We start from the raw sequence: 17,826 nt of genomic DNA, 5'->3' as shown, positions 1-17,826 counted from the left end.
AAAATCTAACGCTCTGGTTCAGCGGCGGGGCGCGCGGCGGTCCGTCCGCTGCAACCGGTTATTCCGCCCCACGCGACAAATGACATGGATCACTGGTGTTGCCAATCCTCCGGAACCAGCGCGGGCGGCTTGGTCCACGGTTCCTCGACGAGCGCGTCCTGGAACCACTGCTCGCGCAGGTTCGCATGCTCAGTGACGATCAGTTGGAAACCTGGGACGTCTTCTTGGGTGAACTTAAGCAATAGCTCGAACAGCCGACGCACCGCATCAAGATCGGCATCCTTTTCCGTCTTCTGCACCGAGCCATCGGCATCCTTGTAAATCTGTTCGGACGGAAAGTAGACTTGGGTTGGTTGGTCTATCAGCAGGAAGCGCGGAATTGGGCGGCTGTTCTGCGCCGCGAACAGATGCAGGGCTAGCAGTGCCGACAGATGGTAGGCCAGATGGTTTTCGCCGCCGCCGGTTCGGCTCATCGGCACTGGACGCTCGGGCCGATCGAAGATGATCGTTAGCTGCGGCAGGTTGAGCCGTGCAGGGTACGGAGCAAATTCGGCGTTGAACTTCTGAATGTATCGCGACACCTGTGCGGAGATGTTGTTGAGGATCGAGGTTAGGCGCTCGTTGCTGTCGTCGACGCCGATCTGTTCCTCAAGCTGCTTGACTTTATTGTTGAGACGGCGATTCTCCGCTTCCAGTTTGGCAAGATCGTCATTCGGGAGAAGCGTTTCCAAGAACAGGCTGATACGGCCGACCACGCGTGCAGCGGCGTTGTTGCGGGTGCCCATCTGGTCCATCAGTTCGTTGGCCGAGATCGCTGCGGACAGTTCCGCTTCCTTCTGCTTGATACGGCCCGCTATTCCGTCCGCCCTGCTGGTCAGCTCGGCCAAGTAGGCTTCGAGCTTGGGGCGCTGGCCGGTAGCGATGCGCAATTCCCTGTCGAGTGATTCCAATTCGTTGAGCAGAACGACGGCGACCGGGGAATCCAGCGCAAGGTTTCGTTCGCTGAACGGCCATTGCCACTCACCACTGCCGGGGTTCTTCGGCAGCGCCTTGATCGAGGCGAGCCGGCTTATCTGTTCGGCGGCCTCATTCTCGTATCCGCCTGAACGTTTAGCGAACTGTCGCGCGGCATCGATCCGGGTCTGAGTGTCGCGGCGATCTTGGCGCAACTGGGCCAGTTCATCCTCCAGAAGCGAGACGCGGCTGCCATCGTCGTCCGGCACTGTTTCGGGCATCCAAGACAGTGCCGACCTCAAGGCCTCGATGATCCCTTCGGCATTCGGATTCTCGTCGATGTTGCCGATGACCCCGACCGTCTTTGCTTCCGAATAGAGGCCGATAGCCTGCTCATGCGACGTGCCGACGGCGTCGCGCGCCTGCTCCAGCTTTTTGTTGGTGATTCTCAGATCCCGCTGCGCTGTGCGCAACTTGGATTCCAACTCATAGCGGTCATTTGAGGAGACGCCGAGCAGGATCGGAAGCGTGTCGCGGATCGCCTGCGGCTGGAACTGCTCGTTCTGTCGGTAAAAAAGTTGGTCCTTGTTTGCGACCAGCCCCTGCTTCTGGAACAGGTAGTAAAACGTGTGCTTGACGTTCGCGTCGTAGCTATTGCGGCTGTGTTCAAGCGCGACCTGGGTGCGATTCTCGGGAATACCGAGCAAGCGCGACAGTAGTTCTACGATACTGTCGTCGTCAGTGTTCACCACCAGCTCATTGAACGCGGGCGTCTGCAATTGCCCCCCTCTTCGCAGCATTGCCGTGCTGCAACTGGCACCACCACCGGGCGGGGTCGGCTTTGCAACCAGCACCTGTTCTTTCTCGAACTGATAGATCACGGTGAACCAGGCCACCTTGTCGCGGATAATGCCTTCGGGGACGTTGAACGAGGAGCGTCCCATGCAGTATTCGATGATCTCCGAGAGCGCCGACTTGCCGGTGGAGGAACGACCAGTGATGACGTTGAGTCCGTCTACGTTGAACCGGAGGTCACGACGCTGGCCGTCATGGCTGTAGACATGGATGGAGCTGATCTTCATGGTCGAATCCCGAAAGTCGTGTAAACAGTCGCCCGGTCGGCGATGCGTGCGAATTCCTTTCCGACGATGCGCGCCACTTTCTGGCAGGAGACGGTTTCGGCGGTTCCATCGACGGTCTTGCGCACCTTCTTGGGCACGGTCTGGATACGACCGTCTTCCAAGATGGCGATGCAGCCCCGTTCCATTAGCAGACCGAACCCCTCAAAGGCATACGGCAGCATCTGCGTGACCCGGTCGGCGAAGCCCACCATAAGCTGCTGGTTCTTCTCTGCAGTCTTGAGCAGGTAGCTGCGCGGACTGTTGGCGATCACCTCGCGCGAATCCTTGTGCAGGCACAGGGGCAGCACAAGCAGCGTCAGCGAGAAGGGCATGCCGCGGGCGTCTTCTTCCTCATAGCCGTGCAGGGCGCGGGACAAGACCAAGCCGCAGAACGCAGGGTTGAACAGGTTCCGGATCTCGAAGGGGCGCTGATCCCATCGTTTCACGAGGCCACCCCCAGCAACTCGCCAAGGCGATCGAGGAATCTGGGATGCCAGTAGACCCTGGGTTCTGGCGTGGCATCTGCCAGAATGTGGAGGCTGCCGCGAAGGACATAAGGCTCAGTCACCCTTGCGCGGATGCGTAGGGATTCGATCTTTCCGGTCTCAAATTCTGCCCAGTTATAGAGGGCGGAGCCGGCTTCGCGCAGTGCCTCTTCCGCGCTGTCGCCCTTCAGCTTCTCGAAAGCGACATCCTTGTAGCGACCCCATTCATCGGCGAGGCGATCCTCGTACTCCTCGACTTCTCCCAACGCAAGCAGGTTCTCGCGCGCCCAGGCCGACCGTTGTTCGAAAGCCCGGTAATAATCCAAAATCGCACTCCTGATCCTATTCGAGGAAATACCGATTTCGCGCAATTGCGCCACGAACAGGCGCGGGTCGGCATCCGTGTCGATCTCGTCAGCGGGTGCCTTTCCACGGAAGGTGATAGGCAGGTTGTCTGCCTTATATTCCTCAGCGAGATTCGAGAGTTTGTCTGACACCTCGTAACCGAAGATTCCTTCCGGCCTGGCGCCAGTCAACTGTTTGATCACGGCATCGGTCCACCAGCCCTCCAGCCGCTCGAAGACGAACTCGCGGTGCTCGCGCCGGATGCAGCGCAACTGCTTGTCCCTAATGAGCGCCGGGATGTCGCCGATGCGTGGGTTGCCATCGAGAATTAGGATTCGTTCGAGAAAATCCTGCTTCTCCGGATCGCTCAGTTCGTTGAAAGCCGTGGCGATCGGCGCGATGAGTTTTGATGTCGATCCGGCAAGCGCGGCATCGGCAAGTTCGGTTAGCGCTGTCGCATCGCCTGTGGCGACGGGCTGATCAGGGAGAAGACGGGCTAGGAACGAACCGCTCGATACCGTGCCGGTGGTGAACAGGAAGAACCGCAGGTTCGATGTAGCGCGGCCATCACGCTTGTATCGCGTCAGCCAGATGTTGACGGACTTCCAGAAATCCGTTGACAGGTCAGTCAGCCTATCGCCGATCGCCTTGTGCTTGAGTGATGCCAAGGACTTGCCGCCGTCGCTGTCGATGAAGTCGAGGTCGTCGTCCTTTTCCAGGAAGATGGCAGTATCTTCCGGCAATTGGAGCAGTTGTAGCAGGGCGAGTCGCGCTTGATACATGTATCCCAAGCCTTGCTCGCCAGCTGAAAATTGGTCAGTGGTCTTGCCTGTCATCGGTTCAATCGCTAATTAGCATGGGCACACCATCGACGGCGCTGCCTACTTGTCGACACCTTTGTTCTAGGGCGGCAGTTCTTCCGCATATCCTCGGAATGCCAGATAACTTGTCCTGCAAGTTACTGTTTAGATGTAAGAACCAGGCGCAAGGCACGCCAACAAGACAGGAATAGCAGCAGCCGACGGCTTAGTGGGCTGCTGCGAGTCATCTGACGCATAGGCAGAGAGCATACCGCCTCGCCCGGGTGGCCGCTATCCGGATCGGGTGACCAGTGACGGCTTCTGGCCGGGTTGAGCCAACGCGAGCTCCGAGTTGGCCGCCGTAAACCGGTCCTCCAGTACAAGCCGACTAGTAAAATTCTGCTGGGATGTCCAACGGCAGGTGATGGCCGATAGTACGCTGTGGGCATCTTCCCCGATAGCCGCCGCACGCCACGGGCTCAAGAATCAGACTCCGATCAACAACAAGGAGTCTGTCATGGAAACCCGAGAACATCCGCATCGGGAAGCCTGGAACAAGGGGAAGCTGGTGGGCCAGAAGGCACCGCTCAAACCCAAGGACATCTGGGCCATCCGTATTCATCTGCAGAACGCGCACGAAGTCCGTGACCTCGCCATGTTCAACCTCGCGATCGATAGCAAGCTCCGAGGGTGTGACCTCGTCAGCCTGCGGGTGCGCGACGTGACCCATGGAAACCAGGTGCTCTCACGCGCCATGGTCGTGCAACGGAAAACGCAGCGGCCTGTGCAGTTCGAACTGACCGAGCCCACGCGTACGGCTGTGGCTGCCTGGATCGCGAAGGCCGGCCTGAGGGCGGAGGACTTCCTCTTTCCGAGCCGCCTGCACGACTCACCGCATGTCTCTACCCGTCAGTACGCGAGGATCGTCGAGCACTGGGTGGTGGCCGCCGGCCTCGATCCGTCCGCCTACGGTACGCACTCGATGCGACGCACGAAGGCGACATTGATCTACAAGCGCACGAAGAACCTGCGGGCGGTGCAACTCCTGCTGGGTCACTCCAAGCTCGAGTCGACGGTGCGGTACTTGGGCATCGAGGTCGATGATGCCTTGGAGATCTCCGAGCAGATTGAGATCTGAGCCCGGCGCGGCTGCCCGCCAAGCGCCATTTGCCGGCGGGCGGCTGCTTACGGTGATGATGCTGAGGGGGTACTATCGGCCATCAGCGGACGCAGGGAGGACTTTCCGCAACCGGCCGTTCGATGCGGCACCGATGGCCTTCGCGCAGGGGTAGTGAATCCGCCAGGATTGACTTGCGCTGCCCTACCTCTCACTAGTGAGGGGCGGCAGCGCATCAAGCGGTGAGCGCACTCCGGCACCGCCAACTTTCAGCACATGCGTGTAAATCATCGTCGTAGAGACGTCGGAATGGCCGAGCAGATCCTGCACGGTTCGAATGTCGTAACCGCTGCGGAGCAAGGCCGTCGCGAACGAGTGGCGGAGGGTGTGCGGTGTGGCGGGCTTCGTGATGCCTGCTTGTTCTACGGCACGTTTGAAGGCGCGCTGAAAGGTCTGGTCATACATGTGATGGCGACGCACGACACCGCTCCGTGGATCGGTCGAATGCGTGTGCTGCGCAAAAACCCAGAACCACGGCCAGGAATGCCCGGCGCGCGGATACTTCCGCTCAAGGGCGTCGGGAAGCGCAACGCCGCTGCGGCCCTCGGCCTGGTCCTTCAGCCACCATGCCCGTGCACGCGACAGCTGCTCGCGCAGGCTGGGTGCCAAGCTCTCGGGTAACATCAAGGCCCGATCCTTGGAGCCCTTGCCCTCCCGCACGATGATCGTGCCGTGATCGAAATCCAGATCCTTGACCCGCAGTTGCAAACCCTCACTGATCCGCATGCCCGTTCCATACAGAAGCTGGGCGAACAAACGATGCTCGCCTTCCAGAAAACCGAGGATGCGAACCACTTCATCCGGGGTCAGCACCACCGGCAAGCGCCGCGACGGCCGAGGTCTTCCGATCTCCTGAAGCCAGGGCAGATCCGTGCACAGCACCTTGCCGTAGAAGAACAGCAAGGCCGCCAATGCCTGACGATGCGTGGAGACCGAAACCTTGCGCTCGTTCGCCAGCCAGGACAGAAATGCCTCGACTTCGCTGCTGCCCAAGGTTGCCGGGTGACGCACACCGTGGAAACGGATGAAGGCACGAACCCAGTGGACATAAGCCTGTTCGGTTCGTAAACTGTAATGCAAGTAGCGTATGCGCTCACGCAACTGGTCCAGAACCTTGACCGAACGCAGCGGTGGTAACGGCGCAGTGGCGGTTTTCATGGCTTGTTATGACTGTTTTTTTGTACAGTCTATGCCTCGGGCATCCAAGCAGCAAGCGCGTTACGCCGTGGGTCGATGTTTGATGTTATGGAGCAGCAACGATGTTACGCAGCAGGGCAGTCGCCCTAAAACAAAGTTAACTCGAGGGAGAAATCGTGAAGTTATCACTAATGGCTGCCAAGTCGAAGAACGGTATTATCGGTAATGGACCAGATATTCCATGGAGCGCCAAAGGCGAGCAACTTCTATTTACTAACTTTTCAATAAGTAGAGTCATTCCAGGATATAGCGGCACTCTGGCTGCCTGAAAAATGACTTCACGAGTTCAGGGAGCTTCTGGATGCTGCGCAATGCACCGAGTGCGAGTCGCTTCATCTCCTCGGCACTCTCGACCAACTGGCGCGAAACCTTGCGCTTCACATGAGCCCAGACCGTTTCATCGGGGTTCAGATGCGGCGAGTACGGCGGCAGGTAGAAGAGTTTGAGCTTGCCGTCCAAGCCCTCGACGTAGCTCTTGACCATCTTTGCCTTGTGGATCGGATGACCATCGACGATCAGAAACACCGGCTTCTCGGCATTGACCATCAAGCGCTTGAGGAACTCGACGAACACCTTCGCGCCAACCGAGCCTTCATGCAACATGAATCGAAACTCGCCCTGCGTGCTAACCGCCGAGATCATGTTCAGCGAGAAGCGCCGGCCCGTCGCCTGCACCACCGGCGTCTGGCCCTGCGGCGCCCAGGTCGTGCCGGTGTGGTAATCCGAGCGGATACCCGACTCGTCGCCAAAGTAGATCGTTGCGCCGACCCGCTTGGCTTCGGCGCGGATCGTGGGGTAGGTCTCCGTCTCCCACGTGCGCACCAGCACCGGGTCTTGCTGCCACGCCTGGTAGAGCGGCTTCTGGGCGCTGAAGCCCAGGATCTTCATGAGACGGTGGACCGAGGAGACCGACAACTCCTTCTTGAACTGGCGCTTGATCAGGTGACGGATCAGCGACAGCGTCCACAAGCCGAACTCGAACTTGAACTGCTGCGGGTTATGGTCACGAACGGCATTGGCGATCCACGACAACTCCTCGGCGCTGAGTTTGCTGGGGCGCCCCGGAATCGGCTTGGCCAGCAATGCGTTCTGCCCGCCATTGGCAAAGTCGGCGAGCCACCGGAAAACGCTGCGCTCATTCACGCCATACGCCGCCGCGACGCTTTGCACTGTCTGCCCCTCACGCACTGCTTTGACAGCCTGCTGCCGCATCACCTGCAAGGTGTGATGATCGAGGGCACGGCCGTCGGAAGGTCGTTTGCATTTCATGGGGCATATTATCGCTCACATGACACTACTTACGGGAACGTTAGTAAGGCAATTACATATAATCAATGGCTTTTAGTTGGGCGCAAAACTTTTGAGTCAATGGGCGCTCTCCCAAATCGAAAGTATGCAGTTGTAACTCGCTCTAATTTTTCTACGAATGATGAGGGTGTAATGGTTTTCTCCTCAATTCAGGATGCCTTAATAAATTTAGAGGAAATCACGGATCATGTTATCGTTTCTGGTGGTGGTGAAATATACAAAAGCTTGATTTCCAAAGTAGATACTTTGCATATTTCAACAGTCGACATCGAGCGAGATGGAGACATAGTTTTTCCTGAAATCCCAGATACATTCAAGTTGGTATTTGAGCAAGATTTCGAGTCTAACATTAACTATTGTTATCAAATCTGGCAAAAGAGTTAACAAGCGCCTGCAATCTGACCTCCGGTTACTGTCACCTTTTTTTGCGGTGGAGCTGCAAAAAAGGCGCCATTAACCTCCGGCAGTTGAGGCGGGCGTTAGGCATCACAAAGTACAGCATCGTGACCAACAGCAACGATTCCGTCACACTGCGCCTCATGACTGAGCATGACCTTGCGATGCTCTATGAGTGGCTAAATCGATCTCATATCGTCGAGTGGTGGGGCGGAGAAGAAGCACGCCCGACACTTGCTGACGTACAGGAACAGTACTTGCCAAGCGTTTTAGCGCAAGAGTCCGTCACTCCATACATTGCAATGCTGAATGGAGAGCCGATTGGGTATGCCCAGTCGTACGTTGCTCTTGGAAGCGGGGACGGATGGTGGGAAGAAGAAACCGATCCAGGAGTACGCGGAATAGACCAGTCACTGGCGAATGCATCACAACTGGGCAAAGGCTTGGGAACCAAGCTGGTTCGAGCTCTGGTTGAGTTGCTGTTCAATGATCCCGAGGTCACCAAGATCCAAACGGACCCGTCGCCGAGCAACTTGCGAGCGATCCGATGCTACGAGAAAGCGGGGTTTGAGAGGCAAGGTACCGTAACCACCCCAGATGGTCCAGCCGTGTACATGGTTCAAACACGCCAGGCATTCGAGCGAACACGCAGTGATGCCTAACCCTTCCATCGAGGGGGACGTCCAAGGGCTGGCGCCCTTGGCCGCCCCTCATGTCAAACGTTAGACGGCAAAGTCACAGACCGCGGGATCTCTTATGACCAACTACTTTGATAGCCCCTTCAAAGGCAAGCTGCTTTCTGAGCAAGTGAAGAACCCCAATATCAAAGTTGGGCGGTACAGCTATTACTCTGGCTACTATCATGGGCACTCATTCGATGACTGCGCACGGTATCTGTTTCCGGACCGTGATGACGTTGATAAGTTGATCATCGGTAGTTTCTGCTCTATCGGGAGTGGGGCTTCCTTTATCATGGCTGGCAATCAGGGGCATCGGTACGACTGGGCATCATCTTTCCCGTTCTTTTATATGCAGGAAGAACCTGCATTCTCAAGCGCACTCGATGCCTTCCAAAAAGCAGGTAATACTGTCATTGGCAATGACGTTTGGATCGGCTCTGAGGCAATGGTCATGCCCGGAATCAAGATCGGGCACGGTGCGGTGATAGGCAGCCGCTCGTTGGTGACAAAAGATGTGGAGCCTTACGCTATCGTTGGCGGCAATCCCGCTAAGAAGATTAAGAAACGCTTCACCGATGAGGAAATTTCATTGCTTCTGGAGATGGAGTGGTGGAATTGGTCACTGGAGAAGATCAAAGCGGCAATGCCCATGCTGTGCTCGTCTAATATTGTTGGCCTGCACAAGTATTGGCTCGAGTTTGCCGTCTAACAATTCAATCAAGCCGATGCCGCTTCGCGGCACGGCTTATTTCAGGCGTTGAACGACAGCTTTCCCAAAAGCTCTACGGCTGCTCTGGGTCGGGTGCCGTCGCGTGCGCAGTGTCAAAGCTGACATGACGAATACGTGAGATGGGTTGATGCTCGCCGTCCGGTCAGGCAGCCGCCCCCCTGCAGGAGTCACAGCAGTTGTATGCCACCCGCCATCCGAGACGTCAGTCGGCCCCGTCCAGACCGGAACAATCTGGACGTGACATCCGGCTGGCATTGCCGTGATCGAAATGGCGGCTAGTGACACGACTGTTGGGTCTACCCCATCGACCGGGCGAGGGACAAGCCACGTTGATCGGCTGACGGAATTTTCGGCGGTTCCGGCTTAGAACCCCTCTCAGGATGCGGGAGATCTCGACCAGGATGCGGTCGCCGGCGGGATGGCCGAACCGGTCGTTGACCTGCTTGAAATGATCGACGTCGCACACGACCACGCTCAGCTGGCCGCCGTCGGTGCGCGCGTTGGCCGCCGCTTCCTCGAGCAGCTGATCGCCGCGATGGCGGTTGTAGAGGCCGGTGAGCATGTCGCGGGTGGCCGCGTCGCGCAGGGTCTGCTCCATATCGACCCGCTTCGAGATGTCCTTGCTCACGCTGACGTAATGCGTGACCCGTCCCTTCTCATCGCAGATCGGGGAGATGCTCTGTTCCGCGTGATAAAGCGATCCGTCGCGGCGCCGGTTGATGAAAGTCGCGCGGAAATCCCGCCCGCAGGCGAGCGAACGGCGCAAGGAGGCGTAGAAGGCCTCGTCATGCATGCCCGACTTGAACAGGGCCGGCGTGCGGCCGCGGATCTCCGCCGCCGAGTAGCCGTTGAGCTCGGTGAAGGCCGTGTTGGCAAAGATGATCCGCGCCTGCGCATCCGTCAGCAATACGGGGTCGCTGGTGGCGTCCAGCGCGCGGGCGAGAAGGTGATTCTCCCGCTCGGTGCGCACATGCTCGGAGATGTCCTGCTGCACCGAGATGAAATGCGTCAGCACGCCTTCGTCGTCGCGGACGGGCGAGATGTTCCATCGAACGATGTAGCTCGAACCGTCCTTGCGATAGTTGGTCGCGGTGCCCTCGAAGAAGCGCGCCTCCCGCAGGCAGGTACGAAGGTCCTCGATCACCGCTGCATCCGTGTCGGGACCCTGCAGCATGCTCAAGGTGCGCCCGCGCAATTCCTCCAGCGTGTAGCCCGTCATCGCGCAGAATGCCGGATTGGCGATCTGCACGCGGCAGCCGCCGGCAAGATCCGCATCGGTGATGACGATCGCGTTCCACGACTGCATGACGGCCGCCTGGAACAATTGCAGTTGTGAAGTGCTCATTGGCAATCGCGACAGGATTGAAAGGCCGCAAGCTTAACAGCCCGGGACGGGCCCTGAGCACGCACGGGCACCCCCTGCGGGAGCCCGTGCGTGTCGCAAGCCTTGCGACGGATGGGGATGGACGCTCGCATTACTCATATTCCATAAAATGCAACCGGATTTGCATTCGCAATCGCGTGATCTAGATTGGTAGCACTGACGGCCCCATTTGGGCAGTCGAGCAGCAGCACCGCGCATGAGGTCCTGTTTCTCCCGCTCGACCTGCAGGACTGGCACCCCATGCTGATTCCCGTACGACCCGCCAGGCAGGCATCCGTTGCCACCGGGGGGATCGAGCGGGGTATTTCGAGGCCGGCCCCGCCAGCGCGCCCGATTCCCTGACGCATACGGCTCTGCCCGGCCCTGCCCAGCCGAGGAGTAGCGTCCATGCCGTCAGTCCTGAGTTACCCCGGGGTCTACATCGAGGAGATTCCGAGTGGCGTACGCACGATCACCGGTGTCGCCACGTCGATTACCGCCTTCATCGGTCGCGCCCTGCGCGGAGAGGTCGACCGCGCCATCCGCGTACAGAGTTTCGCCGAGTACAGCCGCCTGTTCGGCGGGCTGTCGCGCTCGAGCACGATGTCCTACGCGGTCAGTCACTTCTTCCAGCACGGTGGCCGTGATGCCCTGATCGTGCGCGTGTTCAATGGCGATGCCGACACCGACACCGCGACGATCACGCTGGCGACCACCTCCGGCAACCTGGTACTCGAGGCCGCGAGCCCCGGCACCTGGGGCAATCGCCTGCGGGCGCGGGTCGACCATCTGACCCGAGACACGTCGGACACGCTGCTGTTCAACCTGACGGTGGAGGAACTCGACCGCGCCGGCGGCACCACCGTGGTCGCCTCGGAACCGTTCCGCAACGTCTCCGTCAACACGGGCAGCGCGCGCTTCGTGGATACGGTGCTGAAGGCGCAGTCCGCCCTCGTCAGGGTAAGGACATCCGCCCCGGCCGACGAGAGTCCGGTCGATGGCACGGCGAACGCCACCACCACCGCTACCGACGGCGGCGCCATCACCGACACCCAGATCGCCGGTGACCGCGACGCGCGCACCGGGCTGTACGCGCTCGAGGCGGCGGACCTCTTCAACCTGCTGTGCATTCCGCCGCCCTCGTTCGACGCCGACCTGGTGGCCGCGACCTGGGCGACTGCCGCCGCCTACTGCCAGGAACGGCGCGCGATGCTGATCATCGATGCGCCAGCCGCATGGACTGCGAACGCGAGTACCGCGATCGCGACCGCCGAAGCCGGCGTCAACGGCCTGCGCGCCACGATCGGCAACGACGATGCGATCAACGCCGCAGCCTACTTCCCGCGCCTGCGCATGCCCGACCCGCTCAGCGAGAACCGCCTCGCCGACTTCGCGCCCTGCGGTGCGGTCGCCGGCATCATCGCCCGCACCGACGGCCAGCGCGGCGTGTGGAAGGCGCCGGCCGGCCTCGCGGCCTCATTCTCCGGGGTGCAGGGCTTCACCTACACCATGACCGACGCGCAGAACGGCGTGCTCAACCCGGTCGGACTCAACTGCCTGCGCAGTTTCCCGGTCACCGGCCACCTGCTGTGGGGTGCACGCACGCTGGCCGGCGCCGATGCACTGGCGTCGGAATGGAAGTACCTGCCGGTCCGGCGGCTGGCGCTGTACATCGAGGAAAGCCTGTTCCGCGGCACGCAGTGGGTCGTGTTCGAGCCGAACGATTCGCCGCTGTGGGCACAGATCCGGCTCAACATCGGCGCCTTCATGCAGGATCTGTTCCGCCAGGGCGCATTCCAGGGCAGCAGCCCGCGCGACGCCTACTTCGTCAAGTGCGACGCCGAAACCACCACCCAGAACGACATCGACCGCGGCGTCGTGAACATCCTGGTCGGCTTCGCGCCGCTCAAGCCGGCCGAGTTCGTCGTCATCAAGATCCAGCAGATGGCCGGACAGATCGAAGCCTAAGGAGAGACCGTCATGGCACAGTTCAGCGTCAACGCGCAGCGCTTCGATCCCTACAAGAACTTCAAATTCCGCGTCAAATGGGATGGTCGCTACGTCGCCGGCATCAGCAAGGTGGGCGCCCTCAAGCGCAGCACCGAACTGGTCGAACACCGCGAGGGCGGCGACCCTTCGACCTCGCGCAAGTCGCCGGGCCGCACCCGCTTCGATGCGATCACCCTCGAACGCGGCGTCACCCACGACCGCGAGTTCGAGCAGTGGGCGAACAAGGTGTGGAACTTCGGTTCCGGCCTCGGCGCGGAAGTCTCGCTCAAGGACTTTCGCAAGGACCTGATCATCGAGGTCTACAACGAGGCCGGCCAGCTGGCGATCGCCTACAAGGTGTATCGCTGCTGGGTTTCGGAGTACCAGGCCCTGCCCGATCTCGATGCCAACGCCAACGCGGTCGCGATCCAGACGATCAAGCTCGAGAACGAGGGCTGGGAGCGCGACTACGAGGTCGGCGAACCGACCGAGCCCAGCTTCAACGAACCGGCCTGAGCATCACCATGCCCGCCCTGAGCGCCGCACAACTGCTGTCGGTCTGGGAGCATGGCGCTCTGCGTCATCCGCTGGACCGCGCACTGCTGCTGTTCGCGGTGGCCGAGCCGGGGCTGGCGCCCGACGCGCTTGCCGATGCGCCGCTGGGCGCCTGCAATGCCGCGCTGATGCGGCTGCGGCGCGACTGTTTCGGCGCTGCGATCCCGGCCTGGACCGACTGTCCAGCGTGCGGGGAACGCATGAGCTTCGAGCTCGACCTTGCGCAACTGCCGGCCATGACGCCGGTTCCCGATGTGGTCGAGGTCGAGGGGCATCGCTTCCGCTGCCCCGGTGCGCGGCAGCTCGCCGCGCTGGCCGACTGCCCGGACGCTGACGAAGCCGCGCGGCGACTGCTCCTGAGTTGCATCGCCGACGAGGCGCAAGCGCCAGCGGACAACGCGATGCTCGACCAGCTGCTGGTGCATGCGGAGCATGCCATCGAAGCAGCCGATCCCTGGGCCGATCTGGCGGTGGACTACCAGTGTCCCGCCTGCGGGCATGCGGGCGAGGCCGCCTTCGACATCGCCAGCTACCTGTGGGAGGAGATCGAAGCCCATGCCGGCAGGCTGCTCGACGAGGTTCATCTGCTGGCGAGCAGCTACGGCTGGCGCGAGGACGAGATCCTCGCCCTCGGTGACGTGCGACGGGCCGCCTATCTCGCGCGGGTGACGCCATGAGCGGATCGGGCGGAGGACTCTTCAGCCGGCTGGCAAGACGGGCCAGCGGGACGCGCGAACCACGCCTGCATGCGCCCGCACACCTGCCCTTTCATGCGCCGCCGGCGCTGGCGACGCCGGAGGAAACGCGTGACGCTTCTTCTGGAGCGCGTGCGGTTTCGGCCGGCGCCGAAACAGCCGGACGCGTACGGACGGCCGGCGCGACGACGATCGCCGCACCGCAAGCCTTGTTTGCCCCCCCTGGCGCAAACACGGGCCGGCGGGAATCCGTCGCCGCATCCGAGCGCGATGCGACCGGCACCCTTGCAGCGTCGGCCGTCGACCTCGCGCAGGATCTTCCCGCCCCCTTGCCGGGCCCCATCGCGCGTGAGCCCGGACGTTTGACAGAGCCTGCAGACGCTCCAGCGCAGTCACCCGGTGCTCGGTCACCAGGCCGCGAGTCGAGCGGGCAAACGACTGCCCGGCCTGCCGCACCCTTGCCGGAGGTCTCGGACCCGGCGTCGCTGCCGGCTTCAGGCGTCGCGCCTGGCGCCGGGACGTGGTCGCGCATCGCGCCTGCGCCACTGAAAACGGCGCGTGGCGGCGGAATGCGCGTGCCGGGCGCGTCGTCTGCATTCGATGCTCGCCCGCAACCCAGTGAGGCTGGCCCGGCAGCTACTGACGAGATCCACATCCACATCGGCCGCATCGAGGTGACGGCGGTGCAGGAAGCGGCCACCCCCAGGGCCCGCGAGCGCGCCGCCACGGCACCGATGTCGCTCCAGGACTACCTCGATCGCCGCAACCGGGGTGGCGCATGAGCACCGCGCTCGCCATCGCCGGGGTCACCGCCGTGCTGCGCGACCGGCTCAACGACGGGCTGGTCAACCACAACGTGGCGGGACTGATCGGCAACGCGGTCACGGTCAGCGTACGCGCACCGGATCGCGTCGTGCCGGCCGACGGTGCCGAGTCGAGCCAGCTCAACCTGTTCCTGTATCGCGTCGCACCCAACGCTGCCTGGCGCAACGCTGGCCTCCCGGCCCACGATCCGGACGGACGCCATCGGGTCGGCAACCCGCCGCTGGCGCTCGACCTGAACTACCTGCTCTCCGCCTACAGTGGCGGCGACCTCCACGCGGAGATCCTGCTGGGCTATGCGATGCAGTTGCTGCACGAGTTCCCGGTCCTCACGCGCGAGATGATCCGTGCCGCGCTGACCCCCTCGCCCGACGTCGGCGTACTGCTGCCGCCGGCGCTACGGGCACTGTCCGACTGCGGCCTGGCCGACCAGCTCGAGATCTTGCGCATCACGCCGCTGACGATCGACACCGAGGAGGTGTCGCGCCTGTGGTCGGCGACACAGTCGAGTTTTCGGCCCAGCGCCGCCTACCAGGTCTCGGTGGTGCTGATCGAAGCGACCCGGTCTACGCGCGCGCCCCTGCCGGTGCTGACACGCGGCGAGCGCGACCCGGTTTCCGGGCGCGAACGCGGCGTGGTGGTGACCCCGGATCTCGTCCCGCCACTGCCCGCACTCGAGGCGGTGCTGCCGGCCGCCGGCCAGCCCGCGGCACGACTGGGCGAAGCCGTCACCCTGCAGGGCCACCACCTGGATGGCAGCGCACGCGAAGTGCTGCTCGCCAGCGAACGCTTCGCCGTGGCGGAGACCTTGCCGGCAAGTGGCGCCAGTGAATCCGGGCGCATGGTGTTCAGCATCCCCGCATCGCGCGCGGCCGATTTCCCGGTCGGTGTCTATGAAGCGCGCGCGCGGCTCGTGCGCGCGGGCGAGCCGCGCCCGCGTGACAGCAATCGCCTCGGCTTCACCCTCGCCCCGGACATCACCAACCTGCCGCAAACCGTGGCACGCAACCCGGCGGGCGATGCCCTCGTCACCATCACCTTCACGCCCGAGCTGCGCGCCGGGCAGCGCGCCACGCTCATCGTCGGCCAGCGCGAACTCGCCCCTCAGACCTACACCGCGCCGACCGCCACCCTCGACTTCGTGATCGACAACGCCGAGACCGGCGCGCATCTCGTCCGGCTTCGCGTCGATGGCATCGACAGCCCGATCATCGACCACAGTGTCGTGCCACCTCGCTTCCTCGACCTTCGGCTGACGATCACATGAACGCGTCGCTCGACCTCGACTGGAGCACCGCCAACCAGCGACTGTTGGTACTCGAGTTCGCCCGCCTGCATGCCTTGCTGGGCGACGAGCCAGCCCGCGCCGACGAGCTCGATCGCCTGCAGGTCGAAGCCGACGCCCTTCGCGCCCGGCAGCCCGCGCCGCCGGCCATCGACGTGCTGGCGCAGCGCTTCGGCCTCAGCCCCTTCGAGCGCGACGTCGTCCTGCTGTGCGCCGGGTGCGAGATGGACAGCCGGCTCGCCGCACGCTGCGCCGAGGCCCAAGGGCAGACCGCCCCCTGGCCCAGCTTCGGCCTGGCATTGGCGGCACTGCCGGAGCCGCACTGGAGCGCGCTGGCGCCCCAGGGTCCGCTACGGACATGGCAACTGGTCTCGGTCGACGAAGGCGCCGGACTGACGGGCGGCCGGCTGCGCATTACGGAGAACGTGCTGCACTTCCTCGCCGGCCTCGACGCCCTCGACGCCCGCCTAGCCCCGCTGCTCGAACCAGTGCCCCCGCCAGCGCTGATGTGCCCTGAGCACGCCCTTCTGGTCGAACGCCTGCTCGCCGTGCAGGACGAGCGCGGTCGGCTGCCCGGCCCAATCGTCTTCCATGGCGACGACCCCGACGGCCAGCAGGAAGTCGCCGTGGCGCTCGCCGAGCGCCACGGCCTGAGCCTGTTCCGCCTGCGCGCGGCAGACCTGCCGGCGAGCGCCACGGAGCAGGACGCGCTCGCCCGCCTGTGGCAGCGCGACGCCATGCTGCTCGGCAGTGCCCTGTTGCTCACGCACGCGGAGGGCGACCCTGCGGCGACGGTCGAGCGCTTCGTTGGCCGCAACAAGGGGTTCGGTCGCCTGATCTGCATTGCTGGACGCGCACCCGTGTTCTCTGACGCCGAAGCCTTCGCCGTCAACCTCCCGGACGCACCGGCCCAATGCCGGCTATGGCGGCTGGCGCTCGCCGCGTACCGTCCCACCCTCACCCCGACCGCTGCCTTCGATGCACTGGCCAGCCACTACCGGCTGAGCGCACGCCGCATCGCGGCGCTTGCCGAACGGTCCGCGGCGATGCCCGACGATGTGCTGGCCACCCGGCTGCGCGGCGCATGCCGCAGCCAGGCGAGCGCCATGGGCTCGCTCGCGCAGGCCATCGAGCCGTGCGCGAGCTGGAACGACCTCATCCTGCCGGACGCCCAGCATCTGGCGCTGCGGCAGATCGAGACGCACGTGCGCCATCGGCTCACGGTCCATCACGACTGGGGCTTTGCCGGCCGCGGCGCGCGCGGGCTGGGCATCGCCACGCTGTTCTGGGCCGATTCGGGCACCGGCAAGACAATGGCGGCCGAGGTGCTGGCCAACAGCCTGCAACTCGCGCTGTTCCGCATCGACCTGTCGGCGGTGGTCAGCAAATACATCGGCGAGACGGAGAAGAACCTGCGCCAGGTTTTCGATGCCGCCGAGGAGTCGGGCGCCATCCTGCTGTTCGACGAGGCCGATGCGCTGTTCGGCAAGCGCAGCGAGGTCAAGGACAGCCACGATCGCTACGCCAACATCGAGGTCAGCTACCTGCTGCAACGCATGGAGGCCTATCGCGGCCTCGCCATCCTGACGACCAACCACAAGACGGCGCTCGACAACGCCTTCGCCCGCCGGCTGCGTTTCGTCGTGCATTTTCCCTTCCCCGATGAGCGCCAGCGCGAAGCCCTGTGGCGCAGCGTGTTTCCACCGGCCACACCGCTCGACGCGCTGGACTACGCGAAACTCGCCCGTCTCGCGGTGCCTGGCGGATCGATCCGCAACATCGCCCTCGCCGCCGCTTTTCTCGCCGCCGAGGCCGGCACCGCCGTGGGCATGACGCACCTGCTGCATGCGGCCCATGCCGAAGCCGCCAAGCGCGACAAGCCGGTATCCGAAGCCGAAACGCGGGGGTGGCTATGAGCCGGCTC

15 protein-coding genes and 2 pseudogenes are annotated in these 17,826 nt (G+C 62.8%); 11 read left to right on the top strand and 6 right to left on the bottom strand.

Annotation, left to right across the window (positions count from 1 at the left end):
- Nucleotides 1-89 precede the first annotated feature (89 nt).
- Genes AC731_RS03570 through AC731_RS03560 form a run of 3 tightly spaced genes read right to left on the bottom strand, consistent with a single transcriptional unit; the run spans nt 90 to nt 3,741 of the window.
- Entirely contained in the window at nt 90-2,036 is a 1,947-nt protein-coding gene (locus tag AC731_RS03570; protein WP_048709294.1) for a DUF3732 domain-containing protein, read from the bottom strand.
- Entirely contained in the window at nt 2,033-2,521 is a 489-nt protein-coding gene (locus tag AC731_RS03565; protein ID WP_048709293.1) for a three component ABC system middle component, read from the bottom strand. The genes AC731_RS03570 and AC731_RS03565 overlap by 4 nt, the downstream gene beginning before the upstream one ends.
- Nucleotides 2,518-3,741 carry an ABC-three component system protein gene (locus AC731_RS03560; RefSeq protein ID WP_048709291.1) on the bottom strand — a complete coding sequence of 408 codons (1,224 nt, stop codon included), beginning with the start codon at nt 3,739-3,741 and terminating at the stop codon, nt 2,518-2,520. The genes AC731_RS03565 and AC731_RS03560 overlap by 4 nt, the downstream gene beginning before the upstream one ends.
- 481 nt (nt 3,742-4,222) lie before the next feature.
- Between AC731_RS03560 and AC731_RS03555 the strand changes: the two genes are divergently transcribed.
- Entirely contained in the window at nt 4,223-4,843 is a 621-nt protein-coding gene (locus AC731_RS03555) for a tyrosine-type recombinase/integrase (RefSeq protein ID WP_004265658.1), read from the top strand.
- Between the two features lie 183 nt (nt 4,844-5,026).
- Here the strand turns inward: AC731_RS03555 and intI1 are convergent, their stop codons facing one another.
- The gene (intI1, locus tag AC731_RS03550) at nt 5,027-6,040 is read right to left on the bottom strand and encodes a class 1 integron integrase IntI1 (RefSeq protein ID WP_000845048.1); all 1,014 of its coding nucleotides are present in this window, start codon (nt 6,038-6,040) and stop codon (nt 5,027-5,029) included.
- A 155-nt stretch (nt 6,041-6,195) separates the two neighbouring features.
- Between intI1 and AC731_RS19405 the strand changes: the two are divergent.
- Nucleotides 6,196-6,291: pseudogene (locus AC731_RS19405) on the top strand (DfrA family trimethoprim-resistant dihydrofolate reductase); the annotation flags it as partial.
- Nucleotides 6,292-6,313: 22 nt separating this feature from the next.
- Here AC731_RS19405 and AC731_RS03545 read toward each other — a convergent pair.
- Nucleotides 6,314-7,348 carry an IS630 family transposase gene (locus AC731_RS03545; protein ID WP_048705947.1) on the bottom strand — a complete coding sequence of 345 codons (1,035 nt, stop codon included), beginning with the start codon at nt 7,346-7,348 and terminating at the stop codon, nt 6,314-6,316.
- A gap of 45 nt (nt 7,349-7,393) precedes the next feature.
- On the opposite strand from AC731_RS03545, the pseudogene AC731_RS19400 reads away from it, so the two are divergent.
- From AC731_RS19400 to AC731_RS03540, 3 genes and pseudogenes are all read left to right on the top strand, one after another.
- Nucleotides 7,394-7,771 (top strand): annotated as a pseudogene (locus tag AC731_RS19400) (dihydrofolate reductase); the annotation flags it as partial.
- 119 nt (nt 7,772-7,890) lie between these two features.
- On the top strand, nt 7,891-8,445 hold the full coding sequence (locus AC731_RS19395; RefSeq protein WP_003159191.1) for an aminoglycoside N-acetyltransferase AAC(6')-Ib4: 555 nt from the start codon (nt 7,891-7,893) through the stop codon (nt 8,443-8,445).
- A 94-nt stretch (nt 8,446-8,539) separates the two neighbouring features.
- A complete protein-coding gene (locus tag AC731_RS03540; protein WP_000186237.1) occupies nt 8,540-9,172 on the top strand; it encodes a type B-3 chloramphenicol O-acetyltransferase CatB3 in 633 nt (210 codons plus the stop codon).
- Between the two features lie 223 nt (nt 9,173-9,395).
- Here AC731_RS03540 and AC731_RS03535 read toward each other — a convergent pair whose 3' ends face one another.
- Nucleotides 9,396-10,538 carry a sensor domain-containing diguanylate cyclase gene (locus tag AC731_RS03535; protein WP_169800051.1) on the bottom strand — a complete coding sequence of 381 codons (1,143 nt, stop codon included), beginning with the start codon at nt 10,536-10,538 and terminating at the stop codon, nt 9,396-9,398.
- Nucleotides 10,539-10,964: 426 nt separating this feature from the next.
- Here AC731_RS03535 and AC731_RS03530 point away from each other — a divergent pair, with 426 nt between their 5' ends.
- The 6 genes from AC731_RS03530 (at nt 10,965) to AC731_RS03505 (ending at nt 17,818) form a co-directional block, all read left to right on the top strand.
- The gene (locus AC731_RS03530; protein WP_048709284.1) at nt 10,965-12,524 is read left to right on the top strand and encodes a phage tail sheath family protein; all 1,560 of its coding nucleotides are present in this window, start codon (nt 10,965-10,967) and stop codon (nt 12,522-12,524) included.
- A gap of 12 nt (nt 12,525-12,536) precedes the next feature.
- Nucleotides 12,537-13,061: a phage tail protein gene (locus tag AC731_RS03525; protein WP_048709282.1), complete on the top strand. Its 525-nt coding sequence runs from the start codon at nt 12,537-12,539 to the stop codon at nt 13,059-13,061.
- A gap of 8 nt (nt 13,062-13,069) precedes the next feature.
- The gene (locus tag AC731_RS03520) at nt 13,070-13,777 is read left to right on the top strand and encodes a T4 family baseplate hub assembly chaperone (RefSeq protein ID WP_053085861.1); all 708 of its coding nucleotides are present in this window, start codon (nt 13,070-13,072) and stop codon (nt 13,775-13,777) included.
- A gap of 476 nt (nt 13,778-14,253) precedes the next feature.
- Nucleotides 14,254-14,577 (top strand): hypothetical protein, encoded by a 324-nt coding sequence (locus tag AC731_RS03515; RefSeq protein WP_156480635.1) that lies wholly within the window; start codon nt 14,254-14,256, stop codon nt 14,575-14,577.
- A complete protein-coding gene (locus tag AC731_RS03510; RefSeq protein WP_048709279.1) occupies nt 14,574-15,884 on the top strand; it encodes a Pvc16 family protein in 1,311 nt (436 codons plus the stop codon). The genes AC731_RS03515 and AC731_RS03510 overlap by 4 nt, the downstream gene beginning before the upstream one ends.
- Nucleotides 15,881-17,818: an ATP-binding protein gene (locus AC731_RS03505; protein WP_048709277.1), complete on the top strand. Its 1,938-nt coding sequence runs from the start codon at nt 15,881-15,883 to the stop codon at nt 17,816-17,818. Before AC731_RS03510 ends, AC731_RS03505 begins: the two co-directional genes overlap by 4 nt.
- The last annotated feature ends 8 nt before the right edge of the window (nt 17,819-17,826 follow it).

Source organism: Thauera humireducens (genome assembly GCF_001051995.2).
Classification (GTDB): Bacteria; Pseudomonadota; Gammaproteobacteria; order Burkholderiales; family Rhodocyclaceae; genus Thauera; species Thauera humireducens.
The sequence above is the reverse complement of the archived record's forward strand: the minus strand, read 5'-3'. Positions and strand labels throughout refer to the sequence as shown.

Excerpts from the sequence above, each read along its gene's own strand:
- AC731_RS03510 (WP_048709279.1), top strand. The coding sequence starts at position 14,574 with ATGAGCACCGCGCTCGCCATCGCCGGGGTCACCGCCGTGCTGCGCGAC.
- AC731_RS03520 (WP_053085861.1), top strand. The coding sequence starts at position 13,070 with ATGCCCGCCCTGAGCGCCGCACAACTGCTGTCGGTCTGGGAGCATGGC.
- AC731_RS03505 (WP_048709277.1), top strand. The coding sequence starts at position 15,881 with ATGAACGCGTCGCTCGACCTCGACTGGAGCACCGCCAACCAGCGACTG.
- AC731_RS03555 (WP_004265658.1), top strand. The coding sequence starts at position 4,223 with ATGGAAACCCGAGAACATCCGCATCGGGAAGCCTGGAACAAGGGGAAG.
- AC731_RS03545 (WP_048705947.1), bottom strand. The coding sequence starts at position 7,348 with ATGAAATGCAAACGACCTTCCGACGGCCGTGCCCTCGATCATCACACC.
- intI1 (WP_000845048.1), bottom strand. The coding sequence starts at position 6,040 with ATGAAAACCGCCACTGCGCCGTTACCACCGCTGCGTTCGGTCAAGGTT.
- AC731_RS03560 (WP_048709291.1), bottom strand. The coding sequence starts at position 3,741 with ATGACAGGCAAGACCACTGACCAATTTTCAGCTGGCGAGCAAGGCTTG.
- AC731_RS03570 (WP_048709294.1), bottom strand. The coding sequence starts at position 2,036 with ATGAAGATCAGCTCCATCCATGTCTACAGCCATGACGGCCAGCGTCGT.
- AC731_RS03525 (WP_048709282.1), top strand. The coding sequence starts at position 12,537 with ATGGCACAGTTCAGCGTCAACGCGCAGCGCTTCGATCCCTACAAGAAC.
- AC731_RS03530 (WP_048709284.1), top strand. The coding sequence starts at position 10,965 with ATGCCGTCAGTCCTGAGTTACCCCGGGGTCTACATCGAGGAGATTCCG.
- AC731_RS03535 (WP_169800051.1), bottom strand. The coding sequence starts at position 10,538 with ATGAGCACTTCACAACTGCAATTGTTCCAGGCGGCCGTCATGCAGTCG.
- AC731_RS03540 (WP_000186237.1), top strand. The coding sequence starts at position 8,540 with ATGACCAACTACTTTGATAGCCCCTTCAAAGGCAAGCTGCTTTCTGAG.